The sequence below is a fragment of the Pseudoxanthobacter sp. M-2 genome, from assembly GCF_046156265.1.
GTDB lineage: Bacteria > Pseudomonadota > Alphaproteobacteria > Rhizobiales > Segnochrobactraceae > CAMDHY01.
On record NZ_JAWDIR010000011.1, the window covers coordinates 813,561 to 833,256 of the forward strand.

A 19,696-nucleotide genomic window follows, 5' to 3' on the forward strand; every position below is an offset into this window, starting at 1 on the left:
ACGGGGCGGGGAGGGCGCGATGACGGTCGTCTGGGCGCTTCTGTGGATCACCAGCTCGGTGCTGCTGATCGGGCTGCTTGCCCAGCCGATCAGCATGGCGACGCATCTGGCGGTCGGGCTGGTGGCGATCGCCGCCATCGCCATCATCAAGATGTTCCGGCCGATGGGGCTGTGGCGCTCGATCTTCCTCGCCTTCGGAACTGCCGTCGTGCTGCGCTATGTCTATTGGCGCACCACCTCGTCGCTGCCCCCCGTCGAGCCGCTCGCCAACTTCATCCCCGGCATGATCCTCTACGTCGCCGAGATGTACAGCGTCGGCATCCTGGCGATCTCGCTGTTCGTCGTCTCCGACCCGCTGAAGCGCCCGCCGGCACCCCGGCTGTCGGACGAAGACCTGCCGACGGTGGACGTCTTCATTCCCACCTACAACGAGGAGAAGGCGCTGCTGGCGATGACCGTCGCCGCCGCCAAGGGGATGGACTACCCGGACGGCAAGCTGACGGTCTACCTGCTCGACGACGGCGGCACCGAGCAGAAGTGCAACTCCACCAACCGCTTCGAGGCGGAAGCCGCGAGGGAGCGGCGTGAGGAACTGACCGCACTCGCTACGGGTCTCGGCGCGGTCTACCTGACGCGTGCCCGCAATGAGCACGCCAAGGCCGGCAACCTCAATGCCGCGCTCGGTGTCACGAACGGGGAACTCGTCGCCGTCTTCGATGCCGACCACGCGCCGACCAGCGACTTTCTCACCGAGACGGTGGGCTTCTTCAAGCGCGAGAAGAAGCTCTTTCTCGTGCAGACGCCGCACTTCTTCATCAATCCCGACCCGGTCGAGTACAACCTCAACACCTTCAACCGCATGGCCTCCGAGAACGACCAGTTCTACGGGATGGTCCAGCGCGGACTCGACAAGTGGAACGCGTCGTTCTTCTGCGGCTCGGCGGCAGTGCTCCGGCGAGAAGCCTTGCGGGAGAGCAATGGCTTCTCGGGCCTCTCGATCACCGAGGATTGTGAGACGGCCCTCGAGCTGCACTCGCGCGGCTGGACGAGCGTCTATGTCGAGAAACCGCTTGTCGCCGGCCTCCAGCCCGAGACCTACACCAGCTTCATCACCCAGCGCTCTCGCTGGGCGCAGGGCATGACGCAGGTCATGATCCTGAAGAACCCGATGTTCAAGCGCGGCCTCTCCTTCCCGCAGCGCATCTGCTACATGTCCAGCCTGCTCTACTGGCTGTTTCCGTTCTCGAGGGCGGCGTTCCTGTTTTCGCCGCTTCTGTATCTGTTTTTTGGACTGCAGATCTTCGATACGAGCGGATATGAGTTCTTCGCCTATACGCTGGTCTACATCATCATTAACCTGTTGATGCAGAACGCGCTGTACGGGAAGTTCCGCTGGCCGTGGATGTCGGAGATCTACGAATATCTCCAGTCCGTCTATCTCGGCCGCGCAGTGCTGTCGGTGATCGGCAGCCCGCGACGTCCCGTCTTCAAGGTGACGGACAAGGGCCAGACCACGGACCGGGATCAGATCTCGTCGCTCGGCTGGCCCTTCTACGGCATCTTCGCGCTTCTGGTGGCAGGCCTCGTCGCCACCGTGTGGCGTGTCGTGACGGAGCCGCTGTCGAACGACGTTACGCTCGTCGTCGGCGGCTGGAACCTGTTCAACCTCCTTCTAGCCGGTTCCGCCCTCGGCGTGGTCGCTGAGCGGCGCAACCTTCGGCAGGCGCCGCGCGTCGACGTTTCTCGTCCGGGCGAGCTGATCGTCGGCGAGACGACCGTGCCGGTGATGATCGAGGACGGCTCGATGTCCGGCGTGCGCCTGCTCGTGAAGCGTGGCGGCATTGGCAACATCGCCTCGGGCTCGCGGTGCGAGCTTCGCTTCACGCCGTCGAAGCCGCTGCCGTCGGACCGCATGCCGATCGTCGTGCGCGACGTCGGCCTGATGAGCAACGGCGACGTCCAGCTCGGCTGCAGCTCCGACCCGACCGAACCGGTGCATGACCGGCTGCTCGCCGACCTCGTCTTCTCGGATTCCGCCCGCTGGCAGGCCCTGCTGATCAAGCGGCGCGTCGAGGTCGGGGTGATTCGCGGCACGCTGTTCGTCATCTTCACGTCCGCCGTGCACGCCATCCGCGGCATCAGCTACATCTACCGCACCCGCGCCTCCCGCCGCGCCGAAAGGAGGCGGGTGGCATGAGGGGAGGCTGGCGCCGACCGACTGTCGGGCTCGCCGCGGCGATGCTGCTGGCGGCAACGGTGGTCGCCGCCGCCCAGATGCCGTGGCCGCCCCGAGACGGCGGAGCCGGCGGTGCGCCCCCGGCCGCCACTCCCGCTGCCCCGCCAGCCGCTCCCGCCGCCCCCTCCACTCCCTCGGGCACCCGGGTCGCACCATTTCAGATGCGCAGCGGCGAGCCCGCGGCCCCACCGACGCAGCCGGCGCAGCCGGCTGCTCCTGCCGCTGCGGCACCGGCCCCGCCGCCGGCGGCTGCGAGCGGCAGCGTCGCCGTCGACCGACCGATCCTCTCTGCTCCCGACATCAGCCTCTCGGGCGAGAACGCCTCGGTGACGGAGACCGTCTACCTCAGCGCTGCCGAGGCCGCCCGGCCGGCAACGCTGTCGGTCGGCATGCTGTCGGCGGTGGTGGTGATGCCGGAGGCGTCACGGCTGACCGTGACGGTCAACGGCGAACCCGTGATGGCCGAGCCGATCACCTCGGCCGGCCGCGTCCGGCGCTACCAGACGCGCCTGCCGATGGGCGTCTTACGGGCCGGACCGAACAGGGTGCGCATCGCGGTCGAGCAGCGCCACCGGGTCGACTGCTCCGTCGCGGCGACATTCGAGCTCTGGTCGCTGCTGCAGCCGGCGACCACCGGCTTCAGCTTCGAGGGCGGCCCGGTGGCGCTGTCCGGCCTCGCCGACCTGCCGGCGGTCGGGGTCTCCGACACCGGCTCCACCAGCCTCGTATTGCTCGGCCCCTTCCAGGAGGGGCCGTTCGGAGCCCGCTTCGCGTCCGTCGCCGCGGTGACCAGCGCCGCCGCGGTGCTCGGCCGGTTCGGTCATCCGGTGGTCGAGCCCGGCGCCGGCGACCGCCCCGGCCGGCGATCGCCGGGCCGGCTCGCCGTCGTTGTCGGCACGGCCATCGCGATCCTGCCGTTCACCACCGTCGGGGCGGTCGAGGCGGAGAAGGGGCCGACGGTCGCCTTCGCCTCCGACCCCGCCACCGGCGTTCCGACGCTCGTCGTCAGCGGTCCGTCACCCGCCGACGTGCAGACCGCCATCGAGCGCCTGCGGGCGACCGCTGCCGACGCCGTCTATCCCGGCGAAGGGCCGGGTCACTGGCGCTTCCCGGAGGTGGTTGAGTTCGACGGTGGCGAGGCGCGCAGCTTCGCCGAACTCGGACTGCGCACGCAGGAGGTCTCCGGACGTCGCTTCGCCGAGAGCTTCAGTTTCCTGCTGCCGGCGGACTTCTACGGGGCGAGCAGCGGTACGGCGAGGCTTCGTCTCGATGCCGCCTTCACCGAGGAGGTAGGCCCCGGCAGCGTCATCAACATCCGCGTCAACGGTCAGGTGGCGCTCAGCCTGCGGCTCGCGACGACGCGGGGCGGGCTGTTCGACAAGCGCCGCATCAACGTGCCCATGCAGTTCTTCCGTCCGGGCTACAACCGCATCGAACTCGAGACCGTGCTGGTGACGCAGTCGGACCTCGAGTGCCCGCCCGGCATGTCGGGGACGGGGGAGGACCGCTTCGTACTGTTCGATTCCAGCGTCTTCGAGGTGCCGGAGTTCGCACGGTTCGGCTCGTGGCCCAATCTGGCAGCGTTTTCCGCCGACGCGTTCCCCTACGGGATCAGCCGTGACCGGCCGCTGGCGGTCTATCTCGGCGGAAGTGCTGCGGCCGCGCCGGCGGCGGCGACGCTGCTGGCGCGCCTCTCCGTCGACACGGGAAAGCCGTTGCTAGCGGAGGTGGTGCCCGACGAGGCGGGACTCGCGGGGCGCCCCGCCCTCATCGTCGCGACCGCGGCCGAGGTGCCGCCTTCGGTGGTGACGGCCACCGGCCTGTCGCTGGCGATCGAGTCCTGGCGGACCGCCGTCGTTCGCACACCGTCCCAGTCACAGACGGCACCGGCGGCGTCGGGGGCGTTCGCCGATGCGATGCGGCGGCTCGAACAGTTGCAGCCGGCCTCGCCCACGGCCGGACCCGCCGGTCCGCCGATCGACATCGGCAATCCCGAGCGCACCCGTGCCCTCTACGACCAGTGGCGGCGGCAGGTCGGCGACGACGCCACCAGTGATGTGCTGCAATGGATCCGGCAGTGGCTGAACGAGGCGACGGCCGTGTTCGGCAGCGTCGGTCGCGGTGGCGGGCCGGTGCGGCTGTCGCCCCGCAGCTCGCTCGCGCTGGCACAAGCCCCGGCCTCCCCGCCGACTTGGCGATCATTCTTCTGGGCGGACGCCGCACCCGCTCCCTGGACGCTCCTGACTGGCGCGAACGACGCCGCCCTGGCGACCGCCACCGCCGTGGTGACGGCACCGACCACCTGGCTGCGGCTCGCCGGCGCGACGGCGATCTACGACGAGGCGACCGGAGCCGTCGCGACCTATCCTCCCGCCGCCGTCGTCGACATGGCGACCCAGCCCTTCTCGCTCGCCAACGTCCGGCTGGTTTCGGCCAACTGGTTCTCGATCAACATCGCCGTTTATGTGTGGGTGGTGGCGGTGATGATCTTGTGCGTCGGCGTGACGAGTTGGATGTTCTTGCGCCGGCTCGGCAGGAAGGCCGAGCCGTGAGCGGGAAGGAGCGCAGTCCGCAGCCGATGCCGGCCGTCCCAGCCTCGCACCGCGCCAGGATCGGCGTGCTCGTCGGTGCGGCCGTCGCCGTGGCGACCGCCGCCACGGTGCTCGTCGCCCACGCCGTCGGGCGGGCAACGGACGCCGGCGCCCCGGCCGCGAATTCCCGGCCCGAGGCCGTGGACAGTGTCGTCGCGCAAGGTCCGCTGATCGTCCCGCAGCGTCAGTCCACGTCGGCAGCGGTTGGCGCCGCCGATGCAGCCGCCGCCCCCGCGCCGCCCGCAGCACCGCCGACGCCCGCCCAGCCGGCAGTTGCACCCGCATCGGCGCAATCCGCTACGTCGGCGACGGCCGATCCCGAAGTCGATGACAGCGCGTTGCGCTACTTCCTGCAGCAAGGCGACACGCGGCGGGCTCAGGCCGAGATGCAGCGCCTGCATCGGCTCTATCCGAACTGGGAGCCGCCGGCGAACCTGTTCGATCCCAACGCCCCGATGCCGAGCGACGTCCAGCCGATCTGGGACCTCTACGGCGCCGGCGACTATGCCGCCGCCCGCAAGGCCATCGCCGACCGCCAGGAGGCCGAGCCCGGCTGGACGCCCCCCGCCGATCTGGTCGCGGCGCTCGACCAGGTTGGAGAGCGCCAGAGGCTGCTCAATGCCGCCGACGTCGAGCAGTGGGAGACGGTCCTCGCCATCGCTGACAGCGCGCCGGCGATGCTGACGTGCGACAACATCGAGGTGCTCTGGCGGGTCGCCGAGGCGTTCGCCCGCACCGGCAGCGAGCAGCGTGCCGTCGACGCTGAGACCTACATCGTCGAGAATTGTCCGGGTGCGGCTCCGAAGGTGGCGGCCCTCCAGAAGGCCCTCGATTTCCTGCCGCTCGCCCGCGTCGAGGCGTTGCTCGCGCGTGCCGTCGATCCACCGGCATCCGATCCGGCCTTCGACGTCGTCAGGCTGGAAATCGCCCGCCGGCAGGTATCGGCTGCCAACGACGACCCGTCCCAGACGGCGCCACCGGACGCGCTCGCCCGTCTCGCCACCGCGGCACAGGGGGAGGGCGGGGCCAACGACGCGCTGCTGCTCGGCTTCTATGCCTACCGTCACGGCGATGCGCAGGGCGCCACCGGATGGTTCCTGTATGCGCTGCAGCGGGGCGGCGGCGCCAAGGCAGCCGAGGGTTACGTGCTGGCGATGCAGGACCTCGGCCGCCAGATCGAGGCGGAGCCGGTGGCCTTCGAGTGGCGCAACGCCGCCCGGGAGAACATGGCCGCCTATCTCACGGCGATCACGACGGCCCTGACGACGGACGACACCGCACGCATCGAACAGCCGCTGCTCGACCGCTTCTCGCAAACCGTCGCAGAGCAGCGCTCGCCGCTCGGCGCCCAGGCTCTCGGCTGGTACGCCTACAACGCCGGCCAGGCGGAGGTCGCGGCTGACTGGTTCTCGGCGTCGCTCGAGTGGCACCCCTCCGAGGTCGCCGCGTACGGGCTCGGCCTTGCCTATCGTGCGCTCGACGACGGTGCGGGGTTCCAGGACGTGTTGCGGACATGGGTCGCGACGTTTCCGCGCCTGCCCGAACTCTACGTCCAGGGCGCTGCCCAGGGTACCGCTCAGCGCGGCGGAACAGGCGGTCGGGCGATCGCGACGGCGCCCGGCCGCGTGCCGATGTCGGCGGAAGCCGAATCGATCCTGCGCGAGCTCGGCCTCGCCGACGACCGCGCCGCCCGGCGGCGCCCGCCCGCCGACGAAGCGCTTCGGCTCGTATCGCCAGCTGCGGGCGAATCCTCCGGATCGCAAGGCGGCGGGATGATGCTCGGAGACACCGCCGATGGCGCTGGCCCGGGACCACGCCGGACACAGGGCATCGGCTGCGGCGGGGCAGGGGCGGGCACGCTCGCGGCTGGCTGGTGCCTGATGGAGCAGGACAGGCCCTTCGAGGCGGCCCAGGCCTTCTCGCAAGCCGGCGGTGGTGAAGCCGCCTTCGGCGCGGCCCTCGCATACCTGCGCATGGGGCTGACGCGCGATGCGGCGCTCGCGGCGGCCCGGGCGCCGCTGGACGCGACCCGTCGCCACCAGATCGAGACCAGTCTCGTCACCCAGGTGGCCACTGACGCCTATCAGCGTGGAAAATTCACCCAGGCGCTCGAGGCGCTCGACCAGCGCCGGGCGCTGGCGCCCGAACAGAACGACCTGATGATGCTCCGCGGCTGGTCGCACTACGAGATGGGGGACTTCATCTCGGCGCGCCAGATGTTCGAGGCGGTCGATGCCGTCGCCCCGACACCGGCGACGCGCCGCGCCCTCAACACCGTCAATCTCCGGATGACGCCGCGCAGCTTCCGAGACCAGTAGAGCGCGCCGGTTCGGCGCGTGTTCGTGTTTTCGCGCGGGATGTGCAAAATGGCCGGATCACTGGGGGCAGCGGCCGTCGAGCATCGGTGACGCGTTCGAACCATCTGATTATTGGGCCGATTTCTGCAAGTCGGGGTTGTCTTCGCTATCGCGGCTGGTGCTCTCCCGGGTTATGCAAACGATTGCTTGACCCGACCATGCTACGAGAATACTGTCAGTGCAGTTAAGCCCGTCGTCAGAACGGGTTCCGCAGGGAGGAGACGGCGCGCCGCACGCGGCGACGGCTTGCAACATTCTCCCTCGAGTGTGTGGAATGTCCGCCTTCAGGAAGGCTGCGCAATGGCATTGGCGAATACGATCTCCGCAACAGAACCGGGCGCGCAAAGTGCGTCTGCGCAACCCGTCATCGTCGCAGAGAACCTGACGATCGGTTACAGCTTGCACCGCGAGCGCAAGTTGCTGACAGCCCTCAAGAATATTACGCTGACGGTGAACAAGGGCGAGTTCGTCGTGCTCGTCGGTCCGTCGGGCTGTGGCAAGACCACGTTCATCAACGCGATCGCCGGCATCGTGCAGCCGTGGGAGGGCAGCGTCGAAGTCAACGGCAAGCCCGTCTCAGGGCCCGGGCCGGACCGCGCGATGGTGTTCCAGGACTATGCGCTGATGCCCTGGCGCACCGTCGAAGCCAACGTCCGGATGCCGTTCGAGCTCAAGAACCTCGGGCTGTCGAAGGAGCAGATGGACGAGCGAGTCCGCCGCTATCTGAAGCTCGTCGACCTCAACGGCTTCGAGAAGTCGTTCCCCTACGAACTGTCGGGCGGCATGAAGCAGCGCGTCGGCATCGCCCGGGCGCTGGTGACTGAGCCGGACATCCTGCTTGCCGACGAGCCCTTCGCCGCCATCGATGCGATGACGCGCGAGGCGATGCAGAGCGAACTCGAGCGGTTCGTTACCGAGACGCGCCAGACGGTCGTCTTCATTACCCATTCGATCGACGAAGCGGTGATGCTCGGCGATCGCGTCGTGGTGATCTCCTACCGGCCCGGACAGATCAAAGAGATCGTTCCGGTGAACCTGCCGCGCCCGCGCTTCAGCTACGACGTGAAGGCGCTTCCCGAATACGGCGAGCTACGTGAGCACATCTGGCGTCTCGTGAAGGACGAGGCGCTGCAGGCCGCCCGCGGAGGAAAGTGATGACGGTCCAGAGTTCATCTGCCACCCCGCCGGCCGATTCTGGCCGGTACACCGACGCCCAGTGGACATTCGCCGAGTTCTGGCGGCGCTGGGGGTCCTGGTTCATTACCGCCATCAACCTGACGTGCTTCTTCATCATCTGGGAGCTGTTCGCCCGCTCCGGTGCGATCAGCCCGCTCTTCCTGCCGACTGCGTCGGGCATGTTCGAGACGCTCTATGTCGGCATGACGACCACTGCGCCGCCGGGCTCCGTTATCTCCGGCAGCATTCTCGATCACCTCGGCTACTCGATGACCACGTTGTTCACCGGGCTCGCGATCGCGTGCGTGATTGGCATCCCGGCCGGTCTGCTGATGGGTGGAAACCGGGCCGTCGAGACGATCCTCAGCCCCTACATCTGGGCACTCGCCTCGCTGCCGCGTATCGCTCTGGTGCCGCTGTTCATCCTCTTCCTCGGCTTCACGATGAAGATGCAGATCACCATCATCGTGCTGTCGGCCGTGTTTCCGATCATCATCAACGCCTGGGCCGGCGTGAAGACGACGGAGAAGTCGCTGCTTTCCGCTGCGCGCGTCTTCGGCGCGAGCAAGTGGGACCTCTATCGCAAGGTAGTGTTCCCCTACACGCTGCCCTTCATCATCTCGGGCATCCAGCAGGGTATCGGCCGTGGCCTCATCGGCGTCGTCATCGCCGAGATCTTCGGCGGCTCGCGCGGCCTCGGCTACCTGATCCAGCGTGCGGCAGACACGTTCAACTCGTCGCTGATGTATGCGGTGCTGATGTTGCTCGTGATCGTGTCGCTGTCGCTGATCAACTTCACGCGCTGGCTCGAAGCCTACGTCGCTCCATGGCGCCGCCTCGATCGCGTCTGACGCGGTCAGGTAACTGCCAAGAAGGCTCGACCGCGCACGACGCGGTCGAGCACAGAAGAAGAAGTGCCTTTTGAAAGACGCGCGAAAGCCCGCGTTCAAATATCATCCCTGGGGAGTACGCCAAGATGAAGCACAAGATCACACTGCCCCGCCGCGACGTCCTGAAGCTCGGCGCGATGGGCGTGTTCGGCACCATGATCGCCGCCTCGACGCTGCCGGGTAAGGTCGGCGCGCAGACGCCCAGCATCGAGAACATCAAGTCGAACCTGAAGGCAATCCGGTTCGGCGACTTCAATCCGAACTACGCCGCGCAGTGGTCGGTTCGCCTCGCTCAGGCGCTCGGCTACTTCCAGGAGCACGGCATCGAAGAGTTCGATATCACGCTCTCCGAAGAGTACATGCCGGGCCTGATCGGCGGCAGCCTCGACATCACCCACGGCGACACCTCGGTGTTCGTCGGCGCCGGCGTGGCGAGCGGCCTGCCGATCAAGATCATCTCGATCTATCGCCACAGCGAGTGGTGGATCATGGGCGTCGCCCCCGGCATCAACACCGCCGAGGACCTGAAGGGCAAGAACATCACCGGTGGTGGTCTCGCCGGCCGCAACACCTGGGTCCAGAAGCAGCTCGTGGCGAAGCTCGGCCTGCAGGAGAGCGACGTCAACTTCGTGCCGTCGTCGGGTGGTTCGGACGGCCGTCTCGGCGCGCTCCTCGCCGGCACCGTGCAGGGCGCCAGCGTCTTCCCGCGGCACCGCAAGGCGCTCGAGGAAGCCGGTGGCAAGTTCCTGATCGAAGAGCTCGCCATTGCGCCGCAGGAGGCCTTCGGCGCCATGGGCGGCTGGCTCGAGGCGAACGAGGACGCGGCCTACGCGTTCACGCTGGCCGACCTCAAGGCCCGCCAGTGGCTCTTCAAGCCGGAGAACAAGCAGAAGGCCTATCAGGCCATGCGCGACCTCGGCTACGAGATCCCCGCGAGCTTCGAGGATCTCTACCAGGTCGAGCTCGACCAGATCAGCCCGGACGGCGGCTTCGAGAGCGCCGAGGCGATGGACCGCTTCATGGCGGAAATCGCCATCACCGGCGAGGTTCCGGAGAACGTCGATTGGCGCAAGTACGTCGACTTCAAGTACACGTGGGCCGCCCAGGAGGCCCTCGGCCTGCCGAAGCGCCCGGCCTCGATCTGAGGTCTGCGGTGCATCCGGTGGTCTGACCGCCGGTGACACGATCGAGGCCCGTCGCGAGAGCGGCGGGCCTCGTTTCGTTTTTGGGGACGTTCCGTCAGCTGTCGGTGGCGACGAGCCGTTGCAAACGTCACCGCCCTCGCGGCGCCTCGAAGGCGACGGCTTCGAACCGGCTGCGGCGCTCCGCGAAGACGAGCCGCATCGACCGCGCCAGTTCGCGGCGGACCGCTGCCTGCGCCAGCGCCGGCATCTGTGCCGCGTCGTCGAAGCGGCGGAGGTGATGGAGCACGACCACCCGTCCGCCGGGCGCCAGGGCGGCTGCGATCTTCGGGATCAGCAGTCGGAGGTCGTTTGGGGTCAGGTAGTAGACGATCTCGGAGGCGACGATGAGGTCGAAGGGACCGCGGGGCATCTCGTCGGGCAGCCTGGAAACGCCGACACTCACCGACGGGTGCTCCTGGGTCCGCCGGCGGGCCTCGGCGATGGCGGTGGGCGAGGCATCGACGGCGGTCAGCCGCAGGCAGCGGTCGGCGAGACGCAGTGTCGTCTCACCGTTCGCGCACGCAAGCTCGAGCCCGCGACCGTAGAGCCGGGTACCGCACGCCCGCAGCAGGACGCGGCGCTTGTGGGCCTCGAACCGCGAACTCCGGTAGTTCCAGGGGTCGATCGAGGTGCGGAACAGGCGCTCGAACCCGTCGGGGTCGATCGGCTTCATGGGGTCACACGCCAGAAGCGCTCCGTCCCGCCGGTCAGACGCTCGATGGTGGCGGGACGCAGGCGGAAGGCCGCCGGATCGTCGTCGATGAGGTCGGTGGTCTGCGAGCGATGCGCCGCGAGTGCGGCCCGCTTCGCCTCTGCCGCGACCCCGATATCGACGTGGATCGCCTGTACCTCCCCCGCGAGGGGGAAGTCCTCGGGCGCGCCGAGCTCGTCCAGCCAGATGGCATATTCGAGAATCGGCGGGTCGAGGTCGGCCTGCCGGAGGGCCTCCCGGGCCAGATGCCATCCGTCGCGGTGGTCGCAATGCGGGTCACGCCGCCACGGCAGGATGGCGAGATCCGGCATCAGGGCGGCGGCGACCCCGGCAATCATGTCTCGTGCGGCTATCCAAGCTGCTGACCCCGACATGGGCATCGCGGCATCGTTCAGGCGCAGAAAGGTGCGTGGGCTGTCGCCGGCGCCGAGGGCCGTCAGCGCCTCGATTGCCTCGTGCTCGCGCAAGGCGGCGAGACGCGGCCTCGGCCACGTGCGCGAGGCGCGATGCGAGGCGCCACCATCCGTCAGAAAGACGGTGTGAACGACGCTGCCGACCGCCACCAGCCGGGCGATCAGGCCGCCGCATCCGAGCGTCTCGTCGTCCGGATGCGGGGCGACGACGAGAACCCTGCGCGCGGCGAGCGGGTCGATGACGGCCGGGATCATCGTGTTGAACCGGTGGAACCGGGGCGCCATTCGCCGCGTGCAATGGCCCCGCCGAGGGCTGTCATCGCGCCGTCGGGGTTGGGCTGCCGCAGGTAGGTCCGCAGGTCTCGCATGCGCCGCTCGAGCGGGTGCGGTGCGATCATGCCCGCCGCGCCGACGGCGCGCTCGGCGTCCTCCAGCACCGCCAGAGCGGCGGCCTCGATGGCGGTGCGGCTGGCATTGGCAACGGCGATCGCCGTCTCCCCGGCGTTCGTTGCGGCGGGGGTCGCTGCTGCGTCGCGCCAGGCCGCGGCCGCGGTGTCGAGCCAGTGATAGCCGGACTGCAAGGCGACGCCCATGCGCGCGATGCGGTGGCTTTGGAACGGATCGGCGGCGCGGCCGGTGCGCGACAGATGCTCCAGCGCGGTGTCGAACACGGCGTGCATGCCGCCGACCTGCACCGCGGCGAATCGGATGGCGCCGGCACCGAACCAGGGTGGGCGCACGTAGTCGTCAGGGCCGCCGATCACCCATTCGGGTTCAACCGCAAGGCCTGTGAAGTCGACGACGTGACTACCTGACGCTCGCATCCCGAGCGGCTGCCACCAGCTGCGATCGACGGGTCGATCGTCGAGCGGTACCAGCAGCATCAGTCGCCCGCCATCGGCCGGGGCGGTGATCAGTGCCCGGCTGAGGCCGTCCACGCCGGTCGAGAAGGTCTTGCTGCCGGAGAGGCGGCCGTTCTCGATCAACACAGGGTTGGAGGGCAGGTCCGTGTTCCAGACGCCGAACAGATGCCCGGCGCGGGCGAGGTCGTCGACTTCGGCCCGCTGCGACGGTGTGCCGAACTGCGCACACAGGAACAGCGCGTTGACGTGGCCCTCGTAGATGCGGCCGACGCTGAGGTCGCCCCGGCCGACGGCGGCGAGCAGCGTCAGAAGTCTGCCGATCTCATTGGGACGCAGCGGCGGCGCGGCGATGAGGCCGAGCCGCCGCAACTCCCGGAAGGCAGCATCGGGAAAGCCGCCGTCGGCGTCCCGTTCGGCGGCATCCATGGCGGCCGCCTTGCTGGCGACTTCGTCGGCGCGGGGGGAGCTCAGATCATGCTGCAAGACGCTGGCCCTCGGTCATTGCGATGATCCGCTCGATCGCGGCAATCGCCACGTCCACCGGAACCGTCGCGGCCGCATCCGGCTCGTCAGGGACCACGCGTTCCAACAGGGCTGCGATCTCCGGCTCACCAACACGCGTGATTTCGGGAAGGCCCAGCTCGTGCATCACCTGCCGGCGTGTCGTGGGGTCGGCTGTCGCGAGGTCGCGGATGGCGCGCCGCCTCTGCAACCGCCACATGATGCTGTCCGGCGCTTCGACGAGATGCGGTTGCTGCGATCCCGCTTCAGACACCCAATGGCGCAGGCAATCTGCCATGCCGCCGGGGGCGCGCCCCTCGAGACGCGCAGACACCTGCACGCGGACATCTGGTGCATGGCGCAGCCGGTAGCCGGCGGCCCGGACGCGGCTGACGAAGGCGAGATCCTCGCGAAACGGGAGCGGCGGCATCCCGCCCACGGCGGCATAGACCGGACCGAGAACGGCGAGGCTCGCGCCGGTATGGTCGCAGTGGCGAGGCAGGGGATCGTGGGGGAGAGGATCGACGAGCGCTGCCAGCCGATCGGCGATCGCGGCGTACTGCAGATGCTTCGCCGACAGGCGCAGAAAGGCCGGACCGAGACGGGCTTCCTCATCGGGATCGCCGATGATGTGACCGCCCACTAGGTCGGCGCCGTCCGCGATCGCCCGGAGGTTTGCGTCCACCCAATCGGCGGTCGGACGCGCGTCAGCGTCGGTGGTGATCAGCACCGCGGAGGCCGAGAAGCCCGTCGTCGCCCAGGCGGTCTCGAGGGCCATGCGGCGCGCCGATCCGACGTGCGCGTCGGCGGCCGCGAACGCGACGTCCACCCCCACCACGTCGAGGTCTGGATGACGGCGGCCGGCTTCGTGCAGCACCGCGGCGGAGGCGTCCGCGCAGTTGTTGAGGACAATGACGACAGTCAACTGCCGGCCCTGGCGCAGCCAGGTCTGTTGCGCCAGGGACTGCAGGAGGGCGGGAAGGCGCTCGGCCTCGTTGCGAGCCGGAACCGCCACCACGGGGTGAAGCAGACGGGGCTTTTCCAAGATTCGGATTCCGCGCGCTGGTACTGCCGATGAGACCCACCTCGCATTCGCGCCTGTCTCGCCTGATCGGAGGGTGAGACGTCGCCCTGCTGATGAGCGTAGCCCAACGCCCTATCAGCCACACAGGTTCCGCGCGGCGAGTTTTGCTGTCTCGATGCGGCACCGCGCGTCGAAATCGGTCGCGGGTTGAAGTAATAGGCGGTCGATTGCTTTTGCTGAAAGCGGAGACTTGGAACGTGCTCCGGGCATCGGCGGCGGAATGATGCTGCAGGTGGGCGTTCGGTTCCCGGCCCCCTGGCCGCAGGACAGAGCTGCCGGACAGCGTGCCAGCAAGCGGCGGCGTGACGCCAAGCGAGGTGGGTCGGGGACTGGTGGGCGGTGAGGGGTTCGAACCCCCGACCCCCTGGGTGTAAGCCAGGTGCTCTGACCAGCTGAGCTAACCGCCCGCGCGGCTTCGATTAGAAGTTTCCTCCCCGGCAGGCAAGGCCGCGCCTCGGAGGATGCGATCGCGCGCCGCTGGCCGCCGTTCTGCCGGTCGCCTTGCGCTCGGCGGTGCGGGCGCGTATATCCCGCGCCATTCCACACGCGGGATCAGGGTATCGGCTGCTCGCGGCCGACATCCAACCGGTGCACCAAGCGGCCGTCCGGGCCGCCGTCACGACCCGCGGAGGCACAACCGGTAAAGGAACACCAGAGCCATGTCTCTGCCCGATTTCACGATGCGCCAGCTGCTTGAGGCCGGTGTCCACTTCGGCCACCAGACCCACCGCTGGAACCCGAAGATGGCGCCCTACCTGTTCGGGGCCCGCAACAACATCCACATCATCGACCTCGCGCAGACGGTGCCGATGCTGCACCAGGCGCTGAAGGCGGTGAGCGACACCGTCGCCAACGGCGGCCGCGTGCTGCTCGTCGGCACGAAGCGCCAGGCGACCGAGTCGGTGGCCGACGGCGCCCGTCGCTCGGCCCAGTACTTCGTCAACGCGCGCTGGCTCGGCGGCATGCTGACGAACTGGAAGACGATCTCGCTGTCGATCCAGCGCCTGCGCAAGCTCGAGGAGCTGCTCTCCGGTGACCAGCAGGGTCTCACCAAGAAGGAGCGCCTGAACCTCAGCCGCGAGCGCGACAAGCTCGAGCGCAACCTCGGCGGCATCAAGGAGATGGGCGGCATCCCCGACCTCATCTTCGTGATCGACACCAACCGCGAGGCGATCGCGATCGACGAGGCCCGCCGCCTCGGCATTCCGGTCGTGGCGATCCTCGATTCGAACAGCAACCCCGACGGCATCACCTATCCGGTGCCGGGCAACGACGACGCCGGCCGCGCCATCGCCCTTTACTGCGACCTGATCGCGCGCGCCGCGATCGACGGCCTGTCGCGTTCGCAGGGTTCGATGGGCATCGACGTCGGCGCCGCCGAGGAAGTTCTCGTCGAGCCGGCGCTGCTGCCGGAAGAGGAAGTTGCGGCCGAGGCTCCCGCCGAGGAGGTGGCCGAACTGGCCGAGGCCTTCGGCGAGACGCCGGAGCAGGAGCCGGCGGTCGCCGCCGCGAACTGATCGATCCGCCGGGGTCTCGGCCCCGGACGACCATCACGGCGCACGCGGCGCGGGCCATAGGCCCGCGTTTGCGTGTCGCCATGCCGGCACTGCCGGTAGCACCACAGAGCCCCGAAGAGGCGAGCCATGAACATTTCCGCGACGATGGTGAAGGAGCTCCGCGAGAAGACCGGCGCGGGCATGATGGACTGCAAGGCAGCCCTCACCGAGACCGCCGGCGACGTCGAGCAGGCGATCGACTGGCTGCGCAAGAAGGGCCTGTCGAAGGCCGCCAAGAAGGCCGGCCGCGTCGCCGCCGAGGGCCTCGTCGGTATTGCGTCCGACGGTCCGCGCGCTGCCGTGGTGGAGGTCAACTCCGAGACCGACTTCGTCGCCCGCAACGAGGCCTTCCAGACGCTCGTGCGCACGATCGCCGGGGTCGCTCTCGCCAACGGTGGCGATCGCGACGCGACGGCCGCGGCCGGGTATCCGGGCAAGGGCCACTCGGTCGACGACGAAGTGCGCGAGGCGATCGCCACCATCGGCGAGAACATGAACTTCCGCCGCTCGGCGATGCTCTCGGTCAGCGCCGGTGTCGTCGGCAGCTACATGCACGGCTCGACGGCCGACGGCCTCGGCAAGATCGGCGTGCTCGTTGCCCTCGAATCAACCGGCAAGGTCGAGCCGCTCGCCGACGTCGCCCGCAAGATCGCCATGCACGTTGCTGCGACGAACCCCGTCGCCGTCGACGCGTCCGGCATCGACCCGGCGACCATCGAGCGGGAGAAGGCGATCCTGCTCGAGAAGCACCAGGGCAAGCCCGCCAACGTGCAGGACAAGATCGCCGAGTCCGGCCTCAAGACCTACTTCAAGGAGGTCTGCCTGCTCGAGCAGCCCTTCGTGCACGACGGCTCGAAGACGGTCGCCCAGGTGCTGAAGGAGACCGAGGGCCAGGTCGGTGCGCCGGTGAAGCTCACGGGCTTCGTGCGGTTCGCGCTCGGCGAGGGCGTCGAGAAGGAGACCTCGGACTTCGCCGCCGAGGTGGCCGCGGCCGCCGGCACCCGCTGAGCGCCGGCGGGAGCCGCGTCATGGCGGACGCTGAGAAGCGCGAGACGGCCGCCGGCGCAACTGGCCTGCGCTGGCACAAGGTGCTGCTGAAGGTTTCCGGCGAGGCCCTGATGGGCAGCCGGGGCTTCGGCATCGATCCGGCGGTCCTCGACCGGATCGCCTCCGAGGTCGCCGAGGGTGTCCGCCTCGGCGCCCGCATCGGCCTCGTCGTCGGCGGTGGCAACTTCGTGCGCGGCGCGAAGATCGCCGCCGACGGTGGTGACCGCGTCGCCGGCGACCACATGGGCATGCTCGCCACCGTGATGAACTGCCTCGCCATGAAGGCGGCGCTCGTTCATCGCGGCGTTCCGTGCGTGGTGCTGTCGGCCCTCGTCGTCCCGGCGATCTGTGAGACCTTCACCCAGCGCGCCGCGGTCGAGCACATGGATGCCGGCCGCGTCGTGCTGTTTGCTGGCGGCACCGGCAACCCCTTCTTCACGACTGATTCCGCGGCGGCGCTGCGGGCGGCCGAACTTGGCTGCGACGCCCTGATGAAGGGCACCAATGTCGACGGCATCTATTCGGCCGATCCCCGCAACGATCCGGCTGCCGTGCGTTACGAGACACTGACCCACCAGGAAGTGCTGGCGCGCGACCTCGCCGTCATGGACGCCGCGGCGATCGCCCTTGCCCGCGACAACGGCATTCCTGTAATCGTGTTCTCGATCAAGGAGCCGGGGGAGTTCGTCGACGTTCTGCGCGGCGCCGGCCGTGCGACTGTCGTGACCGGATGAGCCGGTCCGCTGGGCATCGCGCGTCCGGGGACCGGGTGACCCACCGACGGCGGCGGAGTTCTTCCACCGCGATTCCATTGCAGCCATGAAGCCCGTCTCTCAGAAGACGGCCCGCGAGAGGACGACACCATGAGCGGCGTCTACGATCTCGATGACCTCAATCGCCGCATGCAGGGCGCCATCCAGTCGCTGAAGGGTGAGCTCAGCGGATTGCGAACCGGCCGCGCCTCCTCCTCGATGCTCGAGCCGATCACCGTCGAAGCCTATGGCGGAACGATGCCGCTGAGCCAGCTCGCGACGGTGTCCGTGCCCGAGCCGCGCCTGATCACGGTGCAGGTGTGGGACCGCTCGATGGCGGGTGCGGTCGAGCGCGCCATCCGCGAATCGAGCCTCGGCCTCAACCCTGTCGTCGAAGGCACGTCGATGCGGATTCCGATCCCGGAGCTCAACGCCGAGCGTCGGCAGGAGCTCGTCAAGGTCGCGCACAAGTACGCCGAGAGCGCCCGCATCGCCGTCCGTCACGTCCGCCGCGACGGCATGGAGACGCTGAAGAAGCTCGAGAAGGACGGCAAGGTCAGCCAGGACGACCACCGGACGCTCTCGGACAAGGTCCAGAAGCTCACCGATGGCGCCATCGCCGACATCGATCATATTGTGGCCCAGAAGGAACACGAGATCAGCCAGGTCTGACCTCGGTTCCCGAGGGGAGCGTGGCGACCGCCTCGGTCGGTAGGAGCCCTTACTTGGCCGCAGGCCACGATCAGTCGCTCGCTCTCGCACCGACCGGCCCCGAACGGGACTGGCCGAAGCACGTCGCCATCATCATGGACGGCAACGGCCGCTGGGCGCGGGCCCGCGGGTTGCCGCGCAGTGAAGGCCATCGTCAGGGCGTCGAGGCGCTCCGGCGCACCGTGCGCCATGCCGCCGACCGTGGTGTCGAGATCCTCACCCTGTTCAGCTTCTCCTCGGAGAACTGGTCGCGTCCCCCCGACGAGGTCAGCACCCTGATGGGGCTGCTACGCCTTTTCGTGCGACGCGACCTCGCGGAACTGCGCGACGCGAACGTCCGCGTCCGCGTCATCGGGGAACGCGCCGGCCTCGACCCCTCCATTGACGCGCTTCTCGACGAGGCGGAGCGCACGACGGCCTCCAACGACGGTCTGGATCTCGTCATCGCCTTCAACTACGGCGGCCGCAACGAGATCGTGCGTGCGGCGCGCAGGATCGCCGAGGACGTGGCGGCCGGCCGGCTCGCGCCGGCGGAGATCACCGAGGCGATGTTCGCCGACCGTCTCGATACCGCGGGGCTACCGGCGCCCGACATGCTCATCCGCACGAGCGGCGAGCTGCGCATATCGAACTTCCTGCTGTGGCAGTCGGCCTACAGCGAGCTCGTCTTCCTGCCCACCTACTGGCCGGACTTCGACGCGGCGGCCTTCGATGCTGCCGTCGCCGAGTATCTCGGCCGTGACCGCCGGTTTGGCGGCCTCTCGGCGCGGGTCGGCGGGTGAAGCGCGCGGGCCAAGGGGATCTCGTCCGCCGCGCCGCTTCGGCGCTCGTGCTGGCACCGATCGTCCTCGTCGCGGTGTGGCTGGGCGGGCTACTGTTCGCGGGCCTTGTCGCGGTCGTCGCGGCGATCGTGATGCTGGAATGGTGGGCGGTGACGACGCCGCACCGCCCCCGGCGCGCCAGAGGGCTCGATCCCGCCGCGACGATCACAGCCGTCGCCGCTGGCGCTGCACCGCTCGCCATGGCGGCCGGGCAGCCTGTGGTCGCGGCCCTGATCCTTATCGCCGGGGCGGCCGTCGTCGCCTTCTTCCATCGCAATCATCTGGCCAACTGGGTCTGGCCGGCGCTGGGGATCGGCTACGCCGGGATCCCGGCGGTTGCGCTCGTGGCTGTACGCGACCTTCCGGGCGGGCTGTGGATGATCCTGGCGCTGATGGTCGTCGTATGGGCGACGGACAGCGTCGCCTATTTCGGTGGCCGCGCCATCGGCGGGGCGAAGCTGTGGCCGCGGGTGTCTCCTGGAAAAACGTGGTCGGGTGCGATCTGCGGGCTGGTCGGCGGCGTACTGGCGGGTGGGATCGTCGCAACGATCGCGGGGGGCGCTCTGATGCCCGCTCTGGCCGTCGCGGCGATCCTGTCGATCGTCTCGCAGATTGGCGATCTGGCGGAATCCGCCATCAAGCGGCGCTTCGGCGTCAAGGACTCGGGCAAACTCATTCCAGGACACGGTGGCGTCATGGACCGGGTCGACGGGCTGCTGGTGGCGGCTGTCGCAGCGGGGCTCCTGTGCCTCGCCTTCGGCGCGGTGCCGGCGTTCGCGCCGGCCATCTGACGGGGCCTGGC

Annotated in this window: 16 protein-coding genes and 1 tRNA gene; 12 read left to right on the plus strand and 5 right to left on the minus strand. The window is 69.0% G+C overall.

Annotation, left to right across the window (positions count from 1 at the left end):
- The first annotated feature begins 19 nt into the window (after positions 1-19).
- The 6 genes from bcsA to RUR49_RS08825 all read left to right on the plus strand — a co-directional run bounded on the left by bcsA (position 20) and on the right by RUR49_RS08825 (position 10,395).
- On the plus strand, positions 20-2,197 hold the full coding sequence (bcsA, locus tag RUR49_RS08800) for a UDP-forming cellulose synthase catalytic subunit (protein WP_409145986.1): 2,178 nt from the start codon (positions 20-22) through the stop codon (positions 2,195-2,197).
- On the plus strand, positions 2,194-4,788 hold the full coding sequence (locus RUR49_RS08805) for a cellulose biosynthesis cyclic di-GMP-binding regulatory protein BcsB (protein WP_409145987.1): 2,595 nt from the start codon (positions 2,194-2,196) through the stop codon (positions 4,786-4,788). The genes bcsA and RUR49_RS08805 overlap by 4 nt, the downstream gene beginning before the upstream one ends.
- Complete coding sequence (locus RUR49_RS08810; RefSeq protein ID WP_409145988.1) at positions 4,785-7,145, plus strand: hypothetical protein; 2,361 nt, start codon at positions 4,785-4,787, stop codon at positions 7,143-7,145. Before RUR49_RS08805 ends, RUR49_RS08810 begins: the two co-directional genes overlap by 4 nt.
- A gap of 456 nt (positions 7,146-7,601) precedes the next feature.
- Complete coding sequence (locus tag RUR49_RS08815) at positions 7,602-8,339, plus strand: ABC transporter ATP-binding protein (protein ID WP_409145989.1); 738 nt, start codon at positions 7,602-7,604, stop codon at positions 8,337-8,339.
- Complete coding sequence (locus RUR49_RS08820; RefSeq protein ID WP_409145990.1) at positions 8,339-9,211, plus strand: ABC transporter permease; 873 nt, start codon at positions 8,339-8,341, stop codon at positions 9,209-9,211. The genes RUR49_RS08815 and RUR49_RS08820 overlap by 1 nt, the downstream gene beginning before the upstream one ends.
- Positions 9,212-9,336: 125 nt before the next feature.
- Positions 9,337-10,395, plus strand: coding sequence for an ABC transporter substrate-binding protein (locus RUR49_RS08825; RefSeq protein ID WP_409145991.1), 1,059 nt, complete (start codon positions 9,337-9,339; stop codon positions 10,393-10,395).
- A gap of 127 nt (positions 10,396-10,522) precedes the next feature.
- Here the strand turns inward: RUR49_RS08825 and RUR49_RS08830 are convergent, their stop codons facing one another.
- From RUR49_RS08830 to RUR49_RS08850, 5 genes are all read right to left on the minus strand, one after another.
- A complete protein-coding gene (locus tag RUR49_RS08830; RefSeq protein ID WP_409145992.1) occupies positions 10,523-11,107 on the minus strand; it encodes a class I SAM-dependent methyltransferase in 585 nt (194 codons plus the stop codon).
- Entirely contained in the window at positions 11,104-11,814 is a 711-nt protein-coding gene (locus tag RUR49_RS08835; protein ID WP_409145993.1) for a PIG-L deacetylase family protein, read from the minus strand. Before RUR49_RS08835 ends, RUR49_RS08830 begins: the two co-directional genes overlap by 4 nt.
- Positions 11,811-12,848 (minus strand): acyl-CoA dehydrogenase family protein, encoded by a 1,038-nt coding sequence (locus RUR49_RS08840; protein WP_409145994.1) that lies wholly within the window; start codon positions 12,846-12,848, stop codon positions 11,811-11,813. Before RUR49_RS08840 ends, RUR49_RS08835 begins: the two co-directional genes overlap by 4 nt.
- 46 nt (positions 12,849-12,894) lie before the next feature.
- Positions 12,895-13,968, minus strand: a complete 1,074-nt coding sequence (locus RUR49_RS08845) for a glycosyltransferase (protein WP_409145995.1) — start codon at positions 13,966-13,968, stop codon at positions 12,895-12,897.
- A gap of 369 nt (positions 13,969-14,337) precedes the next feature.
- Positions 14,338-14,414, minus strand: a tRNA-Val gene (locus RUR49_RS08850).
- Positions 14,415-14,666: 252 nt separating this feature from the next.
- Between RUR49_RS08850 and rpsB the strand changes: the two genes are divergently transcribed.
- The 6 genes from rpsB to RUR49_RS08880 all read left to right on the plus strand — a co-directional run bounded on the left by rpsB (position 14,667) and on the right by RUR49_RS08880 (position 19,685).
- Positions 14,667-15,524: a 30S ribosomal protein S2 gene (rpsB, locus tag RUR49_RS08855; RefSeq protein ID WP_409145996.1), complete on the plus strand. Its 858-nt coding sequence runs from the start codon at positions 14,667-14,669 to the stop codon at positions 15,522-15,524.
- A 126-nt stretch (positions 15,525-15,650) separates the two neighbouring features.
- A complete protein-coding gene (gene tsf / locus RUR49_RS08860; protein WP_409145997.1) occupies positions 15,651-16,571 on the plus strand; it encodes a translation elongation factor Ts in 921 nt (306 codons plus the stop codon).
- A gap of 20 nt (positions 16,572-16,591) precedes the next feature.
- Positions 16,592-17,344 (plus strand): UMP kinase, encoded by a 753-nt coding sequence (pyrH, locus tag RUR49_RS08865; protein ID WP_409145998.1) that lies wholly within the window; start codon positions 16,592-16,594, stop codon positions 17,342-17,344.
- A gap of 129 nt (positions 17,345-17,473) precedes the next feature.
- Positions 17,474-18,034, plus strand: coding sequence for a ribosome recycling factor (frr, locus tag RUR49_RS08870; protein ID WP_409145999.1), 561 nt, complete (start codon positions 17,474-17,476; stop codon positions 18,032-18,034).
- A gap of 134 nt (positions 18,035-18,168) precedes the next feature.
- Positions 18,169-18,855, plus strand: a complete 687-nt coding sequence (locus RUR49_RS08875; protein WP_409146364.1) for an isoprenyl transferase — start codon at positions 18,169-18,171, stop codon at positions 18,853-18,855.
- Positions 18,852-19,685 carry a phosphatidate cytidylyltransferase gene (locus RUR49_RS08880; RefSeq protein WP_409146000.1) on the plus strand — a complete coding sequence of 278 codons (834 nt, stop codon included), beginning with the start codon at positions 18,852-18,854 and terminating at the stop codon, positions 19,683-19,685. The genes RUR49_RS08875 and RUR49_RS08880 overlap by 4 nt, the downstream gene beginning before the upstream one ends.
- Positions 19,686-19,696 lie beyond the last annotated feature (11 nt).